This is a genomic window from Pseudomonas sp. NFACC08-1 (assembly GCF_900106735.1).
Lineage (GTDB): Bacteria > Pseudomonadota > Gammaproteobacteria > Pseudomonadales > Pseudomonadaceae > Aquipseudomonas > Aquipseudomonas fluorescens_Q.
In genome coordinates this window covers 319,756-342,312 of sequence record NZ_FNNL01000006.1, presented here as the reverse complement: position 1 = coordinate 342,312, position 22,557 = coordinate 319,756, and the positions used below count along the sequence as shown (strand labels likewise).

Sequence of the window (22,557 nt, the reverse complement as noted above, 5' to 3'; positions counted from 1 at the left end):
GCGCCGCACCAGAGCCGGGTGCAGAGCAGGGAACCCTTGATGATCACCAGCAAGTTGCCGAATGTCGGCATCACTATCTTTACTCAGATGTCCCAGCTCGCGGCGCAGACCGGTGCGCTCAATCTGTCCCAGGGATTTCCCGATTTCGATGGCCCGCAGGCCCTGCGCGATGCGGTTGGCCGGCACATTGCCCAAGGCCATAACCAGTATTCGCCCATGACCGGCCTGCCGGCGCTACGCCAGCAGATCGCAGCGAAGATCGCCCGCAGCTACGGCGCCAACGTCGATGCCGATCAAGAGGTCACCGTGACCCCTGGCGCGACCCAGGCGATTTTCTGTGCCATCGCGGCGGTGGTCCACAGCGGTGACGAAGTGATCGTCTTCGACCCCAGCTACGACAGCTATGAGCCTTCCGTTCTATTGGCCGGTGGGCGCTGCGTGCACGTGCCATTGGGCCTGGATGACTTCGTCATCGACTTCGAGAAGCTCGGCGAAGCCCTGAGCCCGCGTACGCGCATGATCATCCTCAACTCGCCGCACAACCCCAGTGGTGCCCTGATCAGCCGCGCCGAACTGGATCAGTTGGCGACGCTGATTCGCGACCGTGACATCTACCTGGTCAGCGACGAGGTCTACGAACACTTGGTGTTCGACGGCGTCGCCCACGCCAGTGTCCTGGCCCACGAAGAACTGTACCGCCGCGCCTTCGTGGTCAGTTCGTTCGGCAAGACCTACCACGTCACCGGCTGGAAAACCGGCTACGTGGTGGCGCCAGCGGCCTTGACGGCGGAACTACGCAAGGTACACCAGTACGTCAGCTTCTGCGGCGTGACGCCGTTGCAGTACGCCCTGGCCGACTACATGGCCGAACATCCGGAACACGTCAACGGACTGCCGGACTTCTACCAGGCCAAGCGTGACCTGTTCTGCGATCTGCTCGCCCCGTCACGGTTCAGCTTCAAGCGCGTGACCGGCACCTATTTCCAGTTGGTGGACTACTCGCAGATTCGCCCGGACCTGAATGACGTCGACATGGCCGTGTGGATGACCCGCGAGCATGGCGTGGCGACGATTCCGATCTCGGTGTTCTACCAGCACCCACCCCAAGGCCAGCGCCTGGTGCGCCTGTGCTTTGCCAAACGCGAGGAGACGCTGCGCGAAGCGGCGGAAAAACTATGCGTGATCTGAGCACGTTACCGGACCTCGACATTGCACTGGTCCAGACCACCCTGGCCTGGCACGACCGCCGGGCCAACCTTGAGCATTTCGAAGCGCTGCTTGAGCAGGCACGTGGGGCTGATCTGATCATCCTGCCAGAGATGTTCACCACGGGTTTCTCCATGGAATCCGAGACCCTGGCGGAGCCGGAGAACGGCCCGACGCGCCAATGGCTCAAGGCCCAGGCGGCGAAGCTGGACGCGGTGATTACCGGCAGTGTGATCATCCAGGCCGCGGACGGTAGCCATCGCAATCGCTTGCTCTGGGCGCGGCCGGATGGCGAAGTGTTGCATTACGACAAGCGCCATCTGTTTCGCATGGCGGGGGAACACAACCACTACACCCCGGGTGAGCGACAGGTGCTGTTCGAGCTCAAGGGCTGGCGGATTCGTCCGCTGATTTGCTACGACCTGCGCTTCCCGGTCTGGAGCCGCGACGCCGAGGACACCGACCTGCTGCTATACACCGCCAACTGGCCCGGGGCGCGGCGTTTGCACTGGAATCGGCTGTTGCCGGCCCGGGCGATCGAGAACCTGTGCTACGTGGCCGCGGTAAACCGTGTTGGTACCGACGGCAAGGGTTTCGCCTATACCGGTGACAGCCAGGTGCTGGATTTCCAGGGCGAGAGCTTGCTCAGCGCCGGTGAAGCGGATGGTGTGTTCAAGGTGTGCTTGAACGCAGCGGACCTGGCGGCGTATCGCACGCGGTTTCCGGCGAACCTGGATGCTGATCGCTTCGAACTCACGAATTGAAACGATTCAGCCTCAAGGAACGGTGTTGCATGCCGATAACCGGTCAGCCAAGGAGAAGTCCCTATGACCAGTATCAGCGCAACCACCGTAAACCCTTATCCATTGTCAGCCCCTAAAGTCTCCATCCGCGGGACTGAAGAAGAGAAAGCGGTCAGTCCAGTGGCATCGACTGACGCCGACGACAAAGACAAGACACTGCAGGTCGATACCCGCGGCGCGAATGTCGCCGGTGCTCCCGCCAGCGGCGGTGGGGACATCATCGAGCAACTGAAAAAGCAGATCGAGCAGGCCGAGAAACTGCTGGCCCAGCAGCAAGCCCAGTTGGCCCGGGTCCAGAAAAGCCAGGCCAACGAAGAGCAGAAGGCCCAGCAGGCCATGGCCATCCAGACCCAGATCATGGGTACCCAAGCGATGCTGCAAACCCTGCGGGCGTCGTTGTTGCAGGCCATGACCGTTTCTGTCGATACCCATGCCTGACATTTTGGTTGTCTGACAGGCCGCCATCGCGAGCAAGCTCGCTCCCACAGGGGCACAGGATTTCGGCTCCACTGAAGATCCAGTGTGGAGAGCTTGCTCGCGATGAGGCCAGTACAGTCAGCACCCAACCATCAGCCAAACAAAAAGGCCCCAGGGTTCACACCCCAGGGCCTTTTTGCATTTCAGCTGTAGATCAGGCCGCCTTGGCTTCCGGCTGGCTCAACGAGCGGTTCAGCGCACTGAACAGCGCCTTGAAGCTAGCGGTAGTGATGTTCTCATCGATACCCACGCCATGCACCGCACGCTCGCCGTTGACTCGCAGTTCAATGTAGGCCGCCGCCTTGGCATTGGTGCCGGCGCCGATGGCGTGTTCGTTGTAGTCCATGATCTCCACCGGAATCGGCAGGCCGGCCACCAGGGCTTCCAGCGCGCCGTTGCCCTTGCCGCGCCAGTGCAGGTTGGTCTCGCCCTGGCCCTTGCTGGCCACTTCCACTTCTACGGCGCTATTGCCGTTTTCTTCCTGCAGGCGATGGCTGACCAGTGCGTACGGAGTGTTGGCTTGCAGGTATTCACGCTGCAGCAAGGCGTGGATCTGCTGTGCAGTCATTTCCAGGCCCAGGCGATCGGTTTCGCGCTGTACCACCTGGCTGAACTCGATCTGCATGCGACGCGGCAGGCTGATGCCGTATTCCTGTTCCAGCAGGTAGGCGATACCGCCCTTGCCCGACTGGCTGTTGACGCGAATCACCGCCTCGTAGCTGCGACCGATGTCGGCCGGGTCGATTGGCAGGTATGGCACTTCCCACAGACCGTCCGATTTCTGCTGGGCGAAGCCCTTGCGGATGGCATCCTGGTGCGAGCCGGAGAACGCGGTATGAACCAGGTCGCCAACGTACGGATGACGCGGGTGCACCGGAATCTGGTTGCATTCCTCGACCACTTTGCGCACGCCGTCGATGTCGGAGAAGTCCAGCTCCGGGTTGACGCCCTGGGTGTAGAGGTTCAGCGCCACGGTCACCAGGTCGACGTTACCGGTGCGTTCGCCGTTGCCGAACAGGCAGCCTTCGACACGGTCGGCGCCGGCCATCAGGCCCAGCTCGGTAGCGGCCACGCCAGTGCCACGGTCGTTGTGGGTGTGCAGGCTGATGAGCACGCTGTCACGCCGGCTGATGTTGCGGTGGAACCACTCGATCTGGTCGGCGTAGATGTTCGGGGTGGCGACTTCCACGGTAGCGGGCAGGTTGAGGATCACCTTGCGTTCGGGCGTCGGGTTCCAGACTTCGATCACTGCGTCGCAGACTTCCTTGGCAAATTCCAGCTCAGTGGCGCTGAAAGTCTCTGGCGAATACTCGAACTGCCACTGGGTTTCCGGCTGCTGGGCGGCGTATTTGACGAACAGCTTGGCCGCGTTCACCGCGATTTCCTTCACGCCTTCCTTGTCCTGGTTGAACACGATGCGGCGGAACGACGGGCAGGTGGCGTTGTACAGGTGGACGATGGCTTTTTTCGCGCCGCGCAGGGATTCGAACGTACGGGCGATCAGGTCTTCACGGGCCTGGGTCAGCACTTGGATGGTGGTGTCGTCCGGGATGTGGCCTTCTTCGATGAGGGTGCGCACGAAGTCGAAGTCGGTTTGCGAAGCGGCTGGGAACGATGCTTCGATTTCCTTCACGCCCACCGCGACGAGGGTTTTCCAGAAACGCAGTTTCTTGACCGCGTCCATCGGCTCGATCAGCGACTGGTTGCCGTCGCGCAGGTCGGAGCTGCACCAGATCGGCGCGGCGGTGATGGTCTTCGACGGCCAGGTGCGATCCGGCAGGTTGATGGTCGGGAAGGCGCGGTATTTGGAAGACGGGTCTTTGAGCATGCTCATGGGGAAATCCTTATTGTCGTGGCCGGAAAAAGGCGGCCTGCCGGTGGTTCGAATGGGGTGGCTTGAAGCCTGGACGAGGTGCCGCGATTCAGCCTGGCAGTCGTGCGCTGACGAGGCACAGGCTGCGGTGCTGGCGAAGCTGAATGAGGGTGTGAGAGGTTTTCATGCCTTCAACCCTAACCGCGTGAGGGAAGGATCGCAAGCAGTCGGAAAAAATTGAGATAAGTTCTGCTTTGGGGAGGTTTTGCGAGATTTAATCGCGAGTTTTTCGGAAATTTGTAGTTTTATTGCGTCGATGTTTGTGGCTCGGCAATTCAGGAAGAGGCGGTGCTACTGCCGGCCCCATCGCGAGCAAGCTCGGCTCCCACAGGGTAGCTCGGTACTTGTGAAAGAGTGCTGTACCTGTGGGAGTAGGTACTTTTAAGAACAGCGCTGTACCTGTGGGAGCCGAGCTTGCTCGCGATGAGGCCAGTAGCCCTGGCACACATCTCAGGGCTGAAACGCACCGATGAAAATCGCCGGATCCACCCGGGCATCGTTCAGGCTGATGTTCCAGTGCATGTGCGGCCCGGTCGCGCGGCCGGTGGCGCCGACCTTGCCCACCACGGTGCCCCGGGCCAGTTGCTGGCCGACCTTCACATCGATCTTCGACATGTGGCAGAACATGCTGATGAAGCCTTGGCCATGGTCGACGAACACGGTGTTGCCATTGAAGAAGTAATTACCGGTGAGGATCACCTTGCCGGCGGCCGGGGTCTTGATCGGCGTGCCGGCGGGCACGGCGAAGTCCAGGCCGGCGTGGGGGTTGCGTTCTTCGCCGTTGAAGAAGCGGCGCACGCCGAACTTGCTCGACAGCGGGCCGTTGACCGGTTTGTCCAGCAACAGGTTGCTGGGGATGTTCGGGCTGAAGCTGCGGTAGGCCTTCAGTTGCACCGCCAGCTCGGCATCGATGCGCTTGAGGTCCGCCGGGTTCGGGTTGACCTGGCGCTTGTTCTTCAGGGTGATGTGTTGCTCGGGGTACTTCTTGTAGCCGACCACGAACGGCTGGGTGCCGCCGCCACTGCTGATCTGTTGCGTGCCGGGCTGCACCGTCAGCGGGATGCCGACAATCGCCAGCCAGTTGTCCTGTTCCTTGACCACCAGCACCGGCTTGCCCTGGTAACTGGCTTTCGGTGCCTTGGCGGCGCTGCCCAGGTCCACCACGGCCACGCCGCCGGGCACCGGTTTGTTCAGCAGGCGGGTGATGTAACTGTCGGCATGGGCGTTGAAGGCCAGGCACAGCAAGAGCAAAGGGGCGAGATATCGCGGCATGAATCAATCCAGTAAAGAAAGGGTGACCGGCGTGAGGTGATTGTCTTCGACCCGTACCAGCAGCTCACCTTCGCCAAGGCGGGCGGTCAGGCGCTGGCCGGTCTGGGTTTGCCCGGCACTGCGGATCGCCTGGCCGCGTTCGTCGAGCAGAATGCTGTAGCCGCGGCCGAGGGTCGCCAGGGGGCTGACGATGTGCAGCGTCTGCATCTGGTTGTGCAGCTGCACGCGTCGCGCTTTCAGGCCTTCGCGCATCGCCCGGGGCAGGCGTTCGGCGAGGCTGTCCAGGCGCTGGCGCAGCAACGCCAGCTGCCGGCCTGGATGTTGCCCGGCCAGGCGGGTTTCCAGGCGGATCAAGCGTTCGCGGCGGGTATTAAGGCTGCGCTCGAAGGCCCGGCGCAGGCGCATGTCCAGATCGTCGAGGCGCTGGGCTTGCTGGCGCAGGCGTTCGCCGGGGTGGCGCAGGCGTCGGGTCAGGCCTTCGAGGCGCAGTTGATCGCGCATCAGGCGGTCGCGCATGCGCATCACCAGCCGACGATGCAGGCTTTCGACCCGGCGCACCAGGTCGCCAGCATCCGGTGCCAGCAGTTCGGCGGCGGCGGACGGGGTCGGGGCGCGTACGTCGGCGACGAAATCGCTGATGGACACATCGGTTTCATGGCCCACGGCGCTGACGATCGGCGTGACGCAGGCATCCACCGCCCGGGCTACGGCTTCTTCGTTGAAGCACCACAAGTCTTCCAGCGAACCGCCGCCCCGGGCCAGGATCAGCGCATCGAAACCACGGGCGTCGGCCAGCTTCAGGGCGCGGACGATTTGTGCGGTGGCTTCGCGCCCTTGCACGGCGGTGGGGATCAGGGTCAGGGCGATCTGCGGCGCGCGGCGGCGGAAGACACTGATGATGTCGCGGATCACCGCGCCGGTGGGCGAACTGATGATGCCGATGCGTTGCGGATGGGCCGGCAGCGGCACCTTGCGCTCGGCGCTGAACAGGCCCTCGGCGCTGAGTTTTTCCTTCAAGGCATCGAAGGCCAGGCGCAGGGCGCCATCGCCGGCTGGCTCGACGGTGTCGAGGATCAGTTGATAATCGCCACGGCCTTCGAACAGCGAGACCTTGCCGCGCACTTTCACCGCCAACCCGTCTTTCAAGGCCTGGCGCACCCGCGCGGCGTTCTGCCGGAACAACGCGCAACGCACCTGGGCACCGCTGTCCTTGAGGGTGAAGTACACGTGGCCGGAGGCCGGGCGGGCGAGGTTGGAGATTTCGCCCTCGACCCAGATGTTGCTGAACACGTCTTCGAGCAACACCCGCGCACGGCCGTTGAGCTGGCTGACAGTCAAGACCTCACGGTCCAGGCCCAGTCGGGCAAAGGGATCTTTAATCATGGGCGGCATGATAAGGGGATTCGCCAATGGTGTGCAGACAATTAGACCGGGTTGCCCTGCGACATGGAATCTCCCGCAGGGGACCTATGTCGCACTGAAGATCAAATGTGTGCGAGCTTGCTCGCGATAGCGACAGGCCTGTCACCACAAATGCTGGATAAGCCCCCGACCTCTGGCTAAAGTCGCCGCTCTCCTCATCAAGGAAGTGCCGGATGAATCTTCTCCCATGGTTGGGCCAGTGGGCATTTACCCCCACGCAATGGCTGGTGATCGGCTCGGCCATTGCCCTGGCCTACATCGTCTTCGGCATTGCCGGGTTCGGCACGGCGCTGGTGGCCGCGCCCATCCTGCTGCTGTTCATGCCCCTGTCGAAAATCGTCCCGCTGCTGGTCTTGTTGGATTTTGTCGCGGCCTTTGGCAACTTGCTGCCATCGCGTCGGGACGTGTCCCGGCCGGAGCTGCTGCGGTTGTTGCCGTGCATGGCATTGGGCTGCACCCTCGGGGTGATTTTCCTGCTCAACCTCAAGTCCGACCTGTTGTTGCTGCTGATGGGGGTGTTCATCAGTTGCTATGCGATCTACAGCCTGCTGATCAAGACCCGGCCGACACAGTTGTCGGCGCTGTGGGCGGTTCCGATGGGTACGGTGGGCGGGATGTTCGGCGCGTTGTTTGGCAGTGGCGGCTTTTTATATGCCATCTACCTGAACAGTCGCTTGCCCAAGGACCCGGCCCGAGCCACGCAAAGTGCCCTGATCAGTTGCAGCACCGTGGTGCGCCTGAGCCTGTTTATCGTGGCCGGGGTCTATGCCGAGCTACCCTTGTTGGTACTGGCGCTGTGTTTGTTGCCGGCCATGGCGCTGGGGTTGTGGGTAGGGCGTCGCTTGACCATGAAAATGTCGCGAGAGGCATTCGTGCGTCTGGTCACCTGGCTGGTGCTTGCCAGCGGCCTCGCGTTGATCGGGCGCTACCTGAGTGCTTGACCTGGCCCCGCCAGGGATTAAGCTGCCGGCCTTTGATCAGACCCTGCCAGGGAAACAGCCAGGCCTCGCCATGAACTCGCAAAGCATCATCGTTCCGAAAATTTCCACCCTGCCGGTCCACGAGCCCCGGGCCCGGGCGATCGTGCGCTGGCTGGTGCGCAAGAATATCGTCGAAGAACAACTGACCACCTGCGGGCGCACCGGCAATCGCATGGCCCACGCCATCGCCCCCGGTGCTCGCGAGGTGGTCCTGCATCCCGAAGCCTTGCCGTTCGGTGAAGCGATCAATGGCCTGGAGATCATCACCAAGCGCTGCATCTATACACCGGCCAAGGGCTTTCTCGAAGAAGCCGGTTGCGCCGAGTGCCGCAAGGAAGTCGGCGAAGCGCTGTTCGAAAGCCTGGAAGACTGGATGCCGGCGCGCACCGACAACTTCACTTGCCCTGAATGCGGTCATGAAGACGACATCAATGGCTTCCTGTTCCTGCAGCCCTGCGGGTTTTCCAACCTGGGGTTCATCTTCAACAATTGGCTGGAGGCGGGGTTCAAGCAGGACTTTCTCGATGAATTCGCCGATTGGCTCGATCAGCCGGTGAGTTGGGTGAGGGTGGAGTTGTAGATAAGCGCACTGGAGACTGCTTTTGTGGCGAGGGGATTTATCCCCGCTGGGGCGCGAAGCGGCCCTAAACCCAGGCTATGCGGTACATCAGGTATATGAGTCGACTGCTTTGGGACTGCTGCGCAGTCCAGCGGGGATAAATCCCCTCGCCACAGGATCAGGAGTGCTCCAGAGATTGTAGTGATTAGCTCCGTCAATCAGCCCGGCAATAATAGACAGAGTTTTACATTGAGCCAGACGGGGTCCATGAGTATAATGGCGCGCTTCCATTTTCCCGCTCGGGAGCCCCCGCGATGCTGCGTATCAGCCAAGAAGCTCTGACCTTCGACGACATTCTCCTAGTGCCCGGTTATTCCGAAGTACTGCCTAACGAAGTCAGTCTCAAAACCCGTCTCACCCGTGGCATCGAACTGAATATCCCCCTGGTTTCCGCCGCCATGGACACCGTGACCGAAGCCCGTCTGGCCATTGCCATGGCCCAGGAAGGCGGTATCGGTATCATCCACAAGAACATGACCATCGAACAGCAGGCCGCCGAAGTGCGCAAGGTCAAGCGGTTCGAGGCTGGCGTGGTCAAGGATCCGATCACCATCGAGGCTGACGCCACGGTCCGGGATCTGTTCGAACTGACCCGTATGCACAACATCTCCGGCGTTCCGGTGCTGCACGATGGCGACCTGGTCGGCATCGTCACCTCCCGCGACGTGCGTTTCGAGAACCGCCTGGATGCCACCGTCCGCCAAGTGATGACGCCTAAAGAGCGCCTGGTCACGGTCAAGGAAGGCACCAACAAGGACGAAGTCCGCGAGTTGCTGCACAAGCACCGTATCGAGCGCGTGCTGATCGTCGACGACAAATTCGCCCTCAAGGGCATGATGACCGTCAACGACATCGAAAAAGCCAAGGCCTACCCGCTGGCCAGCAAGGACGACCAAGGTCGTCTGCGCGTCGGCGCGGCGGTCGGCACCGGCAAGGACACCGGTGATCGCGTCGCGGCCCTGGTCAGTGCCGGTGTTGACGTGGTGGTGGTCGACACCGCCCACGGCCACTCCAAAGGCGTGATCGACCGCGTTCGCTGGGTCAAGCAGAATTTCCCTGACGTGCAGGTGATCGGTGGCAATATCGCCACTGGCGCTGCGGCCAAGGCCTTGGCCGAAGCCGGCGCCGACGCGGTCAAGGTCGGTATCGGCCCTGGCTCGATCTGCACCACCCGTATCGTTGCCGGTGTCGGCGTGCCGCAGATCAGCGCCATCGCCAACGTCGCCGCCGCCCTTGAAGGCACGGGCGTGCCGTTGATCGCCGACGGCGGTATCCGCTTCTCCGGTGACCTGTCCAAGGCCATCGTCGCCGGTGCCTCCTGCGTGATGATGGGGTCGATGTTTGCCGGTACCGAAGAAGCACCGGGCGAGATCGAACTGTTCCAGGGCCGTAGCTACAAGGCTTATCGCGGCATGGGTTCGCTGGGTGCCATGTCCCAGGCCCAGGGCTCTTCCGACCGTTACTTCCAGGACTCCTCCGCGGGTGCCGAGAAGCTGGTACCGGAAGGCATAGAAGGTCGCGTGCCATACAAAGGCACCCTGAGCGCCATCATCCATCAACTGATGGGCGGCCTGCGTTCTTCCATGGGCTACACCGGCAGCGCCAACATCGAAGAGATGCGCACCAAGCCGGAATTCGTCCGGATCACCGGTGCCGGTATGGCCGAGTCCCATGTCCACGACGTACAGATCACCAAGGAAGCGCCGAACTACCGCGTAGGTTAAGGCTTCCAGCAAAACGTTAATCACCGGGGCTGTTCATTCAGCCCCGAGTTGTTTCTGATTCACTACATGAGAATGAGTCATGGCCCTCGACATTCACGCTCACCGCATCCTGATCCTCGACTTCGGTTCCCAGTACACCCAGCTGATCGCCCGCCGCGTGCGTGAGATCGGTGTGTACTGCGAATTGCATCCGTTCGACATGGATGACGAAGCGATTCGCGAATTCGCGCCTAAAGGCGTGATTCTCGCCGGCGGCCCCGAGTCCGTGCACGAAGCCGACAGCCCGCGCTGCCCGCAAGCCGTGTTCGACCTGGGTGTACCGGTCTTTGGTATCTGCTACGGCATGCAGACCATGGCCGAACAGCTGGGCGGCAAGGTAGAAGGCTCCGACCTGCGTGAGTTCGGTTATGCCCGCGTTGACGTCGTCGGCAAGAGCCGCCTGCTGGACGGCATCGAAGACCACGTCGACGCCGACGGCCTGTTCGGCCTGGACGTGTGGATGAGCCACGGTGACAAAGTCACCAAGATGCCGGAAGACTTCCACATCCTGGCCAGCACCCCGAGCTGCCCGATTGCCGGCATGTTCAACGATGATCGCCGTTACTACGGCGTGCAGTTCCACCCTGAAGTGACCCACACCAAGCAGGGCGGCCGCATCCTGTCGCGCTTCATCCTCGACATCTGCGGTTGCGAAGCCCTGTGGACCCCGTCGAAAATCGCTGAAGACGCCATCGCCCAGGTGCGCGCCCAGGTCGGTACCGATAACGTGCTGCTGGGCCTGTCCGGCGGTGTGGACTCCTCGGTGGTCGCTGCGCTGCTGCACAAGGCCATCGGCGATCAGCTGACCTGCGTTTTCGTCGACAACGGCCTGCTGCGCTTGCACGAAGGCGAGCAAGTGATGGCCATGTTCGCCGAGAACATGGGCGTCAAGGTGATCCGCGCCAACGCCGAAGAGCAGTTCCTGAACAACCTGGCTGGCGAGTCCGACCCAGAGAAGAAACGCAAGATCATCGGCCGTACCTTCATCGACGTGTTCGATGCCGAATCCTGCAAGCTGGACAACATCAAGTACCTGGCCCAGGGCACCATCTATCCCGACGTGATCGAGTCGGCCGGCGCCAAGAGCGGCAAGGCCCACGTGATCAAGTCCCACCACAACGTCGGTGGCCTGCCGGAAGAGATGAACCTCAAGCTGGTCGAGCCGCTGCGCGAACTGTTCAAGGACGAGGTTCGTCGCCTCGGCCTGGAGCTGGGCCTGCCCTACGACATGGTCTACCGCCACCCATTCCCGGGCCCAGGCCTGGGCGTGCGGATCCTCGGTGAAGTGAAGAAGGAATACGCCGACCTGCTGCGTCGCGCCGACCACATCTTCATCGAAGAACTGCGCAAGGCCGACTGGTACCACAAGGTCAGCCAGGCGTTCGTGGTGTTCCAACCGGTGAAATCCGTCGGCGTGGTCGGTGATGGCCGTCGTTACGCCTGGGTCGTGGCCCTGCGTGCCGTGGAAACCATCGACTTCATGACCGCTCGCTGGGCACACCTGCCATACGAGCTGCTGGAAACCGTTTCCGGGCGGATCATCAATGAAATCGAAGGTATTTCTCGCGTGACGTATGACGTGTCGAGCAAGCCGCCGGCGACGATTGAGTGGGAGTGAAGGGAGGTCTCTAGAGGCCATCTCCAGCTATCTTGAAATCGATGCAACGTCGATTCCGTAGTCGGACAGAGGAAGGGTGCATGTTCAGCCCCTTCCTCAGCTCTGACGAGCTGGATTGCAGGCAATAATCGCTTTTGTTCGTTTCTCTTGTTTTCTAATTGTTTTTGTCTGATCTTAAGCATCAATTAACAAGATTAGGCGTCTCGCATCATTTTTGAATCCCTGAAAAGCCTTCTTGTCCGCAGAGGTCCCTTATGATCGATTTGCCCGCCGATCCCATAGGCGCCAGCTGGCTGGCCCGACTCTATGGCGTGCTGCCGCTGGGGAGACTGCCTGTGACGAGCCAGGCGGGCGGGCGACGCGCAACCCAGATCAACGATGGTTTTAGTCTGGAAACCTATCCCGAGGCGATGCGACCGGATGCAAAGCCTGCCGCGCATCTGCAGTTCCACCTACGGCATGAAGTCCCCCATCTGGAGTTCCTGGCCCGTCTTTTCGAGCGGACGGGGCCTGATTTCGTCCAAGCCTGGGTCGCGGCCGAGCCTACCGGGCAGTATGCGCGTCGCGCTGCGTTTCTGTATGAATGGCTGACCCGGGACACCCTGGTCGTACCCGAGCGTCTGGGGGGCAACTACGTCGATGCCATCGACGAAGCCAAGCTGGTTTCGGCATCGCGGGACCGGGTGGTCAAGGTGCAGCGCTGGCGGGTGAATGACAATCTGGCCGGTACGCGCGAATTCTGCCCCTGCGTAGTCAAGACTGAGGCGATGATGCGTGCGGCCAGTCTGGACATTCCACGTTTGTTCGGTGAGTTGACGGACGAGTTCGGCGAGGATCTGCTGATACGATCGGCGGTCTGGATGACGTTACGCGAAAGCAAGGCCAGTTTCGCCATCGAAGGCGAGGCTGACCGGGTAGGGCGAGTACAACGTTTTGCCGACGTGATGGCGCGCCGCACCGGACAAGGTCTGGTGCCATTGAGCAACGCTGCACTGGCGGAGTTGCAGCGGGAAATTCTCGGTGATCGGACGACGATCGCCCACTTCGGCGTGCGCCAGTCACCGGTTTTCGTCGGCGAAACGGTGCGCTACCAGGAGGTCGTACACTACGTCGCCCCTGCGGCCGATGAAATCGGCGCGATGCTTGAAGGGCTGAGGGTGTTCCTCGAAAGGACGCAAGGCCAGTCGTCGGTGATGCGCAGCGCAGTTGCAGCCTTTGGTTTCGTCTATATCCATCCACTCGCTGATGGTAACGGCCGTGTGCACCGGTTTTTGGTCAACGACGTACTGCGACGCGACGGCGTAATCCCGGATCCTGTGATTCTGCCGATCTCTGCGGTTATTACAGATGACGTAGGCGAGCGTCGCGGCTATGACCGAGTGCTGGACCAGGTGTCCAGGCCGCTTATGCAGGCTGTACGCGAGCGAGTAGTCTTCGAGTCCAGACAGACGACCGATCCAGATGGTGTTGTGTCGAACTTCTCTTTTCAGGGCGCTGACCAAGCCCGACCGCTGTGGCGTTATCCGGATCTCGGACCTCATACCGTGTTTCTGGCCAATATCATTGGCCGGACTTTGACCGAGCAGATGCGCGAAGAGTCTCGTTATCTGCGCAGCCATGCGCGTGCCCGCGCGATGCTGAAGGAGGTGGTCGAGATGCCCGACCAACAGGCGGATCGGGTGCTGCGCTCAATTGAGCAGAATCGCGGCGAGTTGAGCAATGTGCTTGCCAAGGAAATGCCCGTGCTGCAACAGGTCGGGGTCTGGGCCGAAATCGTTGATGCCGTTTCGCGGGCGTTCGAGGAGAACGGCGGAGCGGGTGCTACTGTGATTGATCGATATCGCCCGGGAAAGCCCGTCGACCGTTGAAGCCGTTCATGCAATTTCCGTCCTCCTAGGGGAGGTTCTTCTGCCAGTCGGTTTCCCCGTCACGTTTCGCTACGACTACCGCCTCCGCGGGCACCGAGCTGCGTTTATCATCGGGCGGTATGCTTGCGGGTATCACACTGGCACTTGAGTTCACTCGGGATGCGCCTGATGCGGTTAAGGCAGTGCTTAGTGCGCTGGGCGACGTTCGCCGCGCGGTGCCATCGGCCAGACTGATCGAGGTAGCGCCTGATTTCGTCGGGCTGACCGACGTAGCCGAGATCGTCGGTGTATCTCGGCAAAACATGCGCAAGCTGATGTTGGCTCATCCGGGCAGCTTCCCGACGCCCGTGCACGAGGGGAGTGCGTCTATCTGGCACTTGGCAGACGTTCTGAGCTGGCTCCAGGCCAAGGGCAGCTATTCGCTTGCCAAGAGCGTTTTGGATGTGGCCCAGGTGGCGTTGCAGGTCAACGTTGCGAAAGAAGGCCGACGGTTACCGGGCATGGCTTCCAAAGAGCTGGAAGCTTTGGTTGGGTGACAATCCTGTGGCGTCGCTGAGCTGGGATTCCTCACGACTTCAGCGCCGCGCCACGTCCGAAAAATAAAACTTATCCAGGGTATGCCGTGATTCGGTGTACTCGAACTGTCGGCCGTCCTGGAGAAAGGTCTGGTTGCTGACCACGATGACGTGGCTCTGGCCGTCGAGGTCCAGGTGTTGCTGGTCGTCCTTGCCGCAGCGAATCGCTTCGATGGTGCGCTGGGCATAGGCGATTTGCAGCTGCAGGGTCTGTTCGATGAAGGCGTAGATCGAGCGCTCGGCGATGTCGCGGGTCAGGCCGGGGATCACGTCGCTGACGAAATGGTTGATGTCCAGGATCACCCGTTTGCCGTCGATTCGCCGTACCCGCTTGATGCGCGTCACCTGGCTGCCGGCGGGTGCCTTGATGTGCTCGAGCAGGGCGCCTTCCAACGGCAGTTGAGTGAACTCGACCACATCAGTGCTGACATCGTCGCCCAGGCGCGGGTAGGTCTCCTGGAAGCTGACGATGCCGCCGAGCTGGAATTCGATGGGGGAGGTCGACAGCACGAAGGTGCCCTTGCCGTGGATCTTCTGGGCAAAACCACGTTCCTGAAGCTGTTCGATCGCCTTGCGCACGGTGCCGCGACTGGCCTGGTAGCTGTCCATCAGTTCGGTTTCCGAAGGCAAGCGGGCGCCACGCTCCAGGCGTTCGGTGGTAATGCTGGTCAGCAGATCGTTGTAGATCCGGTTGTATTTACTCATGGAGAGGGCTCTGTACCGCGCTGTTCACCGGGGCGGAACCTTAAGGGCCAAGTGGGGGATTTGTCCATTCGACTGTCATTATTTGATGAGAGGAGCGTAGGACGTTTCCCGTTTTGTCATGGGTATCATAAACAATTTCAAAACTCGTCTGTACGAGTTGTTGATTTAACTCGTACAGACGAGTACTTTCGCTTCCACGTGCTGTCGACTCTCAATAACAAGAATGACGCGGAAGAAAAAAGCATGAGCCACGATTACTCCAAAATCGCCAGTGAGCTGCTGCAAAGCCTCGGTGGCGTCGACAATATCGAGCAGGCCGCCCATTGCGTGACGCGCCTGCGCCTGTCCCTCAAGGATGCCGCCCGGGTGAACAGCGCCACGCTGAACCAGATTGATCTGGTCAAGGGATCGTTTTTTACCGGTGGGCTGTTTCAGGTGGTCATCGGGCCGGGCGAAGTGGAAAAGGTCTACGCCGCCCTGCGGGAACTGACTGGCCTTGCGGCCGCGACCATTGCCGACGTCAAGCGCCAGGGCGCGCAGAAGGGAAACGGCATGCAGCGCCTGGTACGGGTGCTTTCCGACGTGTTCATGCCGATCCTGCCCGCCTTGGTGATCGCCGGTCTGTTGATGGGCGTCAACAACCTGCTGGGGGCCAAGGGCATGTTCATTGCCGGCCAGACGTTGCTCGATGCGTATCCCAACCTGGACGGTGTCTGGAGCCTGATCAACCTGATGGCCAACACCTCCTTCGTCTTTCTTCCGGCCCTGGTAGGTTGGTCGGCGGCCAAGCGTTTTGGCGGCAGTGAAATCCTCGGCATCGTGCTGGGCCTGATGCTGGTCCACCCGGACCTGCTCAACGCCTGGAACTACGGCAAGGCCGTGGCGGGGCTGGACGGCCAGAGCCTGCCCTATTTCGATATCTTCGGCTGGTTCCGGATCGAAAAAGTCGGCTATCAGGGGCAGATCCTGCCGATCCTGCTGGCGGCCTATGTCATGAGCGTGATCGAGAAATGGTTGCGTGCCAGGGTGCCCAATGCGATCCAACTGCTGGTGATACCCATCACCACCATCGTGGTCACCGGAGTGCTGGCCCTCGCCATCATCGGTCCGGTCACCCGGCACCTGGGGATCCTGATCACCGAGGGTATGGTGGCGCTGTTCGACCTGGCGCCGGTGATCGGCGGGGCGATCTTTGGCCTTCTCTATGCGCCGCTGGTGGTCACCGGCATGCACCACATGTTCCTGGCAGTGGACCTTCAGTTGATCTCGACCCAGGGCGGGACCTTTATCTGGCCGATGATCGTCATGTCCAACCTGGCCCAGGGCAGTGCGGCGCTGGCGGTGTTCTACATGACCCGCAATGCCCGGGACAAGAGCATGGCGTCCACCTCGGCGATTTCCGCTTACTTCGGCATCACGGAGCCGGCGATGTTCGGGGTCAACCTGCGTTACAAGTTCCCCTTTTATTGCGCCCTGGCCGGCTCGGCCCTGGGCTGTATTTTCCTCTCGTTGAACAAGATCAAGGCCTCGGCCATTGGCGTGGGAGGCTTGCCGGGTTTCATCTCGATCGTTCCCGACGCCATACCCATGTTCGTGATCGGCATGGCCATCGCCATGAGCGTGCCCTTTGCCCTGACCTGTGCATTGAGCATGAAGATCGTCCGGCCGGGGTATCGCGTCGCCTGACACTCGTGGGATCCGGGCTGGCCCGCGATGAGGCCTCCCGGTTCGGTACCCAACAGACTGAAGGAATCTCGCCATGCAAGACTGGCAACGTTCAGTGATCTACCAGATTTATCCGAAGAGTTTCTACAGCCATGGTGGCCAGGCCACCGGCGATTTGCTGGGCGTCGTGGACAAGCTCGACTACCTGCACTGGCTGGGTGTGGATTACCTGTGGCTCACCCCGTTCCTGCGTTCGCCGCAACGGGACAATGGCTACGACATCAGCGATTACTACGCCATTGACCCCAGCTACGGCACCATGGCCGATTGTGAATTGCTGATCGCCGAAGCCCACAGGCGCGGTATCAAGCTGATGCTCGATATCGTGGTCAACCACACCTCTATCGAGCATCCCTGGTTCCAGGCCGCTCGCAGCAGCCTCGACAACCCGTATCGCGATTTCTACGTCTGGCGCGACCAGCCCAACAGTTGGGAATCCAAATTCGGTGGTTCTGCCTGGGAGTACGAAGCACAGACCGGCCAGTATTACCTGCACCTGTTCGACCACACCCAGGCCGATCTGAACTGGGACAACCCTCAGGTGCGCGCCGAAGTGTTCAAGATGATGCGCTTCTGGCGGGACAAGGGGGTGGGGGGCTTCCGTCTCGATGTGATCAACTTGATCTCCAAGCCGGCCGACTTTCCTGACGATCACACCGATGGCCGACGTTTCTATACCGATGGCCCCAACGTACACCGCTATCTGCAGGAAATGCATCGGGAAGTCTTCGAAGGTTTCGACCTGATCAACGTTGGCGAGATGTCGTCCACCAGCCTTGAACACTGCGTTCGCTATTCGTGCCCGGACTCACGGGAGTTGTCGATGACTTTCAATTTCCATCACTTGAAGGTGGATTATCCGAACCTGCAGAAGTGGGTGCGGGCCGACTTCGACTTTTTCCAGCTCAAGCGCATCCTGTCCGACTGGCAGACCGGCATGCAGGCCGGTGGCGGCTGGAACGCACTGTTCTGGTGTAACCATGATCAGCCGCGGGTGGTGTCGCGCTTCGGGCATGACGGAGAATATCGGGTGGTCTCGGCGAAGATGCTCGCCACTGCGCTGCACTTTCTGCAGGGCACGCCTTTCGTGTACCAGGGCGAGGAGCTGGGGATGACCAATCCGGGCTTCGATCACATCGATCAATACCGCGATGTGGAAACCCTGAACATCTATCGCCTCAAGCGCAACGCCGGCATGCCTGAAGCCGAGGCCATGGGGCCGATCATGCAAAAGTCCCGTGACAACGGGCGTACGCCGATGCAATGGAATGCCGGGCCGAACGCGGGTTTCAGCCGTGCCGAACCCTGGATCGACGTACCCGCCAACGCGACCTTCATCAATGTCGAGCAGCAACTGCAAGACCCGACCTCGGTACTGCATTACTACCGTCGCTTGATTGCCCTGCGTCGCAGCGAGGCCTTGATCCAGGACGGGGTCTATCGCCTGCTGCTGCCCGAGCATCCCCAGGTGTGGGCGTACCTGCGCGAAGGGCAGGGCGAGCGCCTGCTGGTGGTCAGCCACTTTTACGGTGGCGACTGCGAAGTCCAGTTGCCGGAAGGAATTCTCTGCGCCGACACGAAGCAACGATGGGTGATCGGCAACTACGACCGCCAACACCGTGAGCGACGATTGTTCCTACGCCCCTACGAGTCGTTCGTGCTGCACCTGAGCGACTGAACAAACGTCATTTCTGACCCAGGCATCGCCTGATAGCGACCACGTTGCGCTCGACGCACCGTGTGCCTTTTGTCGCCCATTCGCTGGCAGGCGAAGGGAGATTGAAGTGCATCAAAAAACAATAAAAAAGAAGGAGCGGCATATGAAAACAACAATAAATCGTGGTCTTGCAGTGTCTTGTATTTGCCTGGCATTGCCATTCCCCGCCCAGGCGCTGGAGTTCTCCGGCTACCTGCGCAGTGGCGTCGGCAGTGCCACCAATGGCCGCTCCCAATCCTGTTTCCAGTTGCCCGGGGCGCAAAGCAAATATCGATTGGGCAACGAGTGCGAACAATATGGCGAACTGGAGCTGCGCCAGGACCTTTTCACCCTCGACGACGGTTCGGTGCTGAGCGTGGATGGCATGGCTTCGTTGTATAACCGCTACGACCGCACGCCGACCTTCCAGGGCGAAAACGGCGCGGCGCGGATGCCGCAGATGTATGCCCAGTGGTCGAACATGCCCAGCCTGAACGGAGGCTCGCTATGGGCCGGTCGGCGTTACTACAAGCGTAACGACATCCATATTTCCGATTTCTACTACTGGAACCAGAGCGCCACTGGGGCCGGAATCGAGGATGTGTTGATCGGCGGGCTGAAATACAGCTACGCCTTTTCGCGCAAGGACAACCTGTACCAGAAAGACCCGGTCAACCGGCATGACTTCAACGTGGGCGGCTTCGATACCAACCCCGGTGGCGAGCTGGAGTTCGGGGTGAGTCTCATCGACCGGGCGAGCCGGCGCGATGCCCATCGCGGTTGGGCCTTGACCGCCCAGCATGTGCAGCAGGACTTCCTTGGCGGCAAGAATAAACTGGCCTTGCAATATGGGGAGGGGCCCGGCACCGGACTGGGTTATACCGGCGATACCGGACTGGACGACAGCAACAAGAGCTATCGTCTGGTGGAGTTTTTCGATTGGCAGATCACGCCGCGTTTCGGCGGGCAAGTACAGGCGGTGTACCAGAAAGACATTCGTCCTGACGGCGTCGATCAGGACTGGCTGTCGTTGGGGGTTCGCCCGGCCTACGCCATCACCGATCAGTTCAAGTTGGTGACCGAACTGGGCCATGACCAAGTGCAGGCCAGCGATGGAACACGCAAGCTGAGCAAATTCACCTTTGCCCCTACCTGGTCGCCCAAGGGCCCGGAATTCTGGGCTCGCCCGGAAATACGACTGTATTACACCTACGCCAGCTGGAACGCGGCGGCCCAGCGCGCAGCCAATGAACTGGCGGCCGGTTCGGCGCTGTCCGAAACCGGTGCATTTGGCGGTACGCGGCATGGTTCCAACGTGGGCGTGCAGGTCGAGTACTGGTGGAAATGACCCGTGTGGCGCGGGTCAGTGAACGCGCTCTGCCCGCGATGCGAAAAGAACAGACAGCAGCAGGTGAAGTCATGAACACAACGCAACCTTTGCAATTGCTCGCACCATTGTCCGGGGTCTTGATGCCCTTGGAAAACGTGCCTGATCCGGTCTTTTCCAACCGTGTCGTGGGGGACGGAATCTGTATCGATCCGACTTCGCAGACCCTTTGTGCGCCGCTCTCCGGTGTCGTCGGCACGCTCCAGGACAGCGCCCATGCAGTGAGTGTCACCAGTGACAACGGTGTTCAGGTGTTGATGCACATCGGCCTGGACACGGTGAACCTGGCGGGCAAGGGCTTTACTTCCCGAGTAGAAATAGGTCAACGAGTCGAGGCCGGGCAACCGCTGATCGATTTCGATGCCGACTACATCGCCTTGCACGCGCGCAGTCTGTTGACGTTGATGCTGGTGGTCACTGGCGAAGACTTCAGCCTGATACCGGCCCAGTCGTCCTATGTGGAAAGCGGTCAGCCGCTGCTGCAGGTGAGTCAAGGAACGCAAGGGCAGGACGCGCAGACGCAACAGGGCTCGGTGCTGTTTTCCAAGCCACTGATCCTGCCGAATGACAGCGGTCTGCATGCGCGTCCCGCTGCGGTGTTCGCCCAGGCGGCAAAAGGCTTTGATGCGAACATCTGCCTGCACAAGCAGCAGGCCAGCGCCAACGGCAAATCCCTGGTGGCGATCATGGCGTTGCAGACGGTCAAGGGCGACAGTTTGCAGCTCAGTGCCGCCGGTCCACAGGCCGAACAGGCGCTCGAGGCGTTGACGCAACTGTTGCTGGCGGGCTGCGGCGAATCCGTCGAGGCGCAGCCGACGCCAGAAGTGCCCATGTGCGTCGAATCGCCCACGCCTGAGCGCTGGCAAGGCGTGTGTGCCTCGCCGGGCTCGGTGTCGGGTGTGGTGGTGCAGGTCGCGACCCAGGCGTTGGACGTGCAAACGTCGGGCGCAGGAATCGAGACCGAGCAGGTGCTCCTGGAGCAGGCGTTGAACCAGGCCAACCAGGCATTGAAGGCGCTGCAGAACGAGTGTGCGGGCAGCGTTCAGGCGCAGATTTTCAGCGCCCATCAGGAACTGCTGGAAGACCCCACCTTGCTGGAGCAGGCTCGGGATCTGATCGTCGAAGGCAAGAGCGCGGCCTTTGCCTGGAAAACCGCGACCGAGGCGACCGCCACGCAGTTCCAGCAATCGGGCAATGCCTTGCTGGCCGAGCGCGCGATGGATCTGGCCGATGTCGGGCATCGGGTCCTCAAGCTGATCCTCGGCGTGCAGGAGCACACCTGGGACCTGCCCGAGCAGTCGATCCTGGTGGCCGCGCAACTGACGCCGTCCCAGACCGCGAGCCTGGACACCACCCGAATCGCCGGTTTCGTCACGGTGGGTGGCGGTGCTACCAGCCATGTGGCGATCCTGGCCCGTGCGCTGGGCCTGCCGTCGTTGTGTGGCGTGCCTGAGCAGGCATTGACCATTGCCAACGGCACCCCGGTGTTGCTGGATGCCGACAGCGGCGAACTGCATTTGAATCCAGACCCGGCGCGGATCGAGCAACTCCAGGCCTCCCGTGACCGACAGTTGCGACGGCAGCGGCGTGACCTCGAACAATCGGCCCTCGCGGCCCGTACCCTTGATGGTCATCGAGTCGAGATCACCGCCAATGTCGGCTCGCTTCGGGACGTGGAGCAGGCCATGACCCTGGGGGGCGAAGGGGTGGGGCTGTTGCGCTCCGAACTGCTTTACCTGGATCGCGCGCACCCACCTGGCCATGACGAGCAAGCGGCCTTGTACAGTGCCGTCGCCCGGGCCCTGGGGGTTGAGCGAAATCTGGTGGTGCGTACCCTGGACGTGGGCGGAGACAAGCCGCTGGCCTATGTGCCGATGGCCCACGAGGCCAATCCGTTCCTGGGCATGCGTGGTATTCGCCTGTGCCTGGAGCGACCGCAGTTATTGCGTGAACAGTTCCGGGCAATCCTCGCCTGTTCGGGGCTGACGCGGCTGCACATCATGCTGCCAATGGTCACGCAGTTGTCGGAATTGCGGCTGGCGCGGCAGATGTTGGACGAAGAGGTGCGCAACCTGGGCCTGTCGCAAGCGCCGAAGCTGGGCATCATGATCGAAGTCCCGGCGGCGGCCCTGATGGCCGACCTGTTTGCTCCCGAAGTGGATTTCTTCTCCATCGGGACCAACGACTTGACCCAGTACACCCTGGCCATGGACCGCGACCACCCGCGCTTGGCCAGCCAGGCCGATGGACTGCATCCGTCGGTATTGCGCCTGATCGCCCGGACAGTCGAGGCCGCTCACGCCCATGGCAAATGGGTCGGAGTATGTGGCGCGCTGGCATCGGAAACCTTGGCGGTACCGGTGTTGCTGGGGCTGGGCGTGGATGAGCTATCGGTCAGCGTGCCGCTGATTCCGGCCATCAAGGCCTGCGTGCGTGAATGGGATCTGAGTGAATGCCGCACGCTGGCCCAACAGGCCTTGGCCCAGGAAAGCGCCGAGCAGGTGCGCGACCTCTTGCGCAGACATTTATCCACGGCCAGTTCGGCCACCCTGGTCATGGAGCATTGAA

At 61.3% G+C, this 22,557-nt stretch carries 16 protein-coding genes and 1 pseudogene; 13 read left to right on the top strand and 4 right to left on the bottom strand.

The window, feature by feature from the left end; genetic code table 11:
- The first annotated feature begins 39 nt into the window (after nucleotides 1–39).
- From BLU76_RS15370 to BLU76_RS15360, 3 genes are all read left to right on the top strand, one after another.
- Nucleotides 40–1,188, top strand: coding sequence for a pyridoxal phosphate-dependent aminotransferase (locus BLU76_RS15370; protein ID WP_092223319.1), 1,149 nt, complete (start codon nucleotides 40–42; stop codon nucleotides 1,186–1,188).
- Nucleotides 1,176–1,970, top strand: a complete 795-nt coding sequence (locus tag BLU76_RS15365) for an amidohydrolase (RefSeq protein WP_092223317.1) — start codon at nucleotides 1,176–1,178, stop codon at nucleotides 1,968–1,970. The genes BLU76_RS15370 and BLU76_RS15365 overlap by 13 nt, the downstream gene beginning before the upstream one ends.
- Nucleotides 1,971–2,033: 63 nt before the next feature.
- Nucleotides 2,034–2,447: a hypothetical protein gene (locus BLU76_RS15360; RefSeq protein ID WP_063322844.1), complete on the top strand. Its 414-nt coding sequence runs from the start codon at nucleotides 2,034–2,036 to the stop codon at nucleotides 2,445–2,447.
- A 193-nt stretch (nucleotides 2,448–2,640) separates the two neighbouring features.
- Here BLU76_RS15360 and leuA read toward each other — a convergent pair whose 3' ends face one another.
- From leuA to xseA, 3 genes are all read right to left on the bottom strand, one after another.
- Nucleotides 2,641–4,320 (bottom strand): 2-isopropylmalate synthase, encoded by a 1,680-nt coding sequence (gene leuA / locus BLU76_RS15355; RefSeq protein ID WP_063322843.1) that lies wholly within the window; start codon nucleotides 4,318–4,320, stop codon nucleotides 2,641–2,643.
- Nucleotides 4,321–4,809: 489 nt separating this feature from the next.
- A complete protein-coding gene (locus tag BLU76_RS15345; protein WP_092143859.1) occupies nucleotides 4,810–5,631 on the bottom strand; it encodes a peptidoglycan DD-metalloendopeptidase family protein in 822 nt (273 codons plus the stop codon).
- Nucleotides 5,632–5,634: 3 nt separating this feature from the next.
- Nucleotides 5,635–7,014 carry an exodeoxyribonuclease VII large subunit gene (gene xseA, locus BLU76_RS15340; protein WP_092223372.1) on the bottom strand — a complete coding sequence of 460 codons (1,380 nt, stop codon included), beginning with the start codon at nucleotides 7,012–7,014 and terminating at the stop codon, nucleotides 5,635–5,637.
- Nucleotides 7,015–7,226: 212 nt separating this feature from the next.
- On the opposite strand from xseA, the gene BLU76_RS15335 reads away from it, so the two are divergent.
- The 6 genes and pseudogenes from BLU76_RS15335 to BLU76_RS15310 all read left to right on the top strand — a co-directional run.
- Entirely contained in the window at nucleotides 7,227–7,994 is a 768-nt protein-coding gene (locus BLU76_RS15335) for a sulfite exporter TauE/SafE family protein (RefSeq protein WP_092143862.1), read from the top strand.
- A gap of 70 nt (nucleotides 7,995–8,064) precedes the next feature.
- The gene (locus tag BLU76_RS15330) at nucleotides 8,065–8,613 is read left to right on the top strand and encodes a sugar ABC transporter ATPase (RefSeq protein ID WP_092223370.1); all 549 of its coding nucleotides are present in this window, start codon (nucleotides 8,065–8,067) and stop codon (nucleotides 8,611–8,613) included.
- A 293-nt stretch (nucleotides 8,614–8,906) separates the two neighbouring features.
- On the top strand, nucleotides 8,907–10,376 hold the full coding sequence (guaB, locus tag BLU76_RS15325) for an IMP dehydrogenase (protein WP_092143865.1): 1,470 nt from the start codon (nucleotides 8,907–8,909) through the stop codon (nucleotides 10,374–10,376).
- A gap of 79 nt (nucleotides 10,377–10,455) precedes the next feature.
- Entirely contained in the window at nucleotides 10,456–12,033 is a 1,578-nt protein-coding gene (gene guaA / locus BLU76_RS15320; protein ID WP_045155136.1) for a glutamine-hydrolyzing GMP synthase, read from the top strand.
- Between the two features lie 254 nt (nucleotides 12,034–12,287).
- Entirely contained in the window at nucleotides 12,288–13,901 is a 1,614-nt protein-coding gene (locus tag BLU76_RS15315) for a Fic family protein (protein WP_092223315.1), read from the top strand.
- 137 nt (nucleotides 13,902–14,038) lie between these two features.
- A pseudogene (locus BLU76_RS15310) lies at nucleotides 14,039–14,437 on the top strand (helix-turn-helix transcriptional regulator); the annotation flags it as partial.
- A gap of 39 nt (nucleotides 14,438–14,476) precedes the next feature.
- On the opposite strand, the gene treR reads toward BLU76_RS15310, so the two are convergent.
- Nucleotides 14,477–15,181, bottom strand: a complete 705-nt coding sequence (gene treR / locus BLU76_RS15305) for a trehalose operon repressor (protein WP_092143871.1) — start codon at nucleotides 15,179–15,181, stop codon at nucleotides 14,477–14,479.
- A 243-nt stretch (nucleotides 15,182–15,424) separates the two neighbouring features.
- On the opposite strand from treR, the gene treP reads away from it, so the two are divergent.
- The 4 genes from treP to ptsP all read left to right on the top strand — a co-directional run bounded on the left by treP (nucleotide 15,425) and on the right by ptsP (nucleotide 22,556).
- Nucleotides 15,425–16,867: a PTS system trehalose-specific EIIBC component gene (treP, locus tag BLU76_RS15300; RefSeq protein ID WP_092143874.1), complete on the top strand. Its 1,443-nt coding sequence runs from the start codon at nucleotides 15,425–15,427 to the stop codon at nucleotides 16,865–16,867.
- Between the two features lie 73 nt (nucleotides 16,868–16,940).
- A complete protein-coding gene (gene treC / locus BLU76_RS15295; RefSeq protein ID WP_092223313.1) occupies nucleotides 16,941–18,584 on the top strand; it encodes an alpha,alpha-phosphotrehalase in 1,644 nt (547 codons plus the stop codon).
- Between the two features lie 142 nt (nucleotides 18,585–18,726).
- Nucleotides 18,727–19,950, top strand: coding sequence for a maltoporin (locus tag BLU76_RS15290; RefSeq protein WP_092223311.1), 1,224 nt, complete (start codon nucleotides 18,727–18,729; stop codon nucleotides 19,948–19,950).
- Between the two features lie 71 nt (nucleotides 19,951–20,021).
- On the top strand, nucleotides 20,022–22,556 hold the full coding sequence (ptsP, locus tag BLU76_RS15285; RefSeq protein WP_092223309.1) for a phosphoenolpyruvate--protein phosphotransferase: 2,535 nt from the start codon (nucleotides 20,022–20,024) through the stop codon (nucleotides 22,554–22,556).
- Nucleotide 22,557 lies beyond the last annotated feature (1 nt).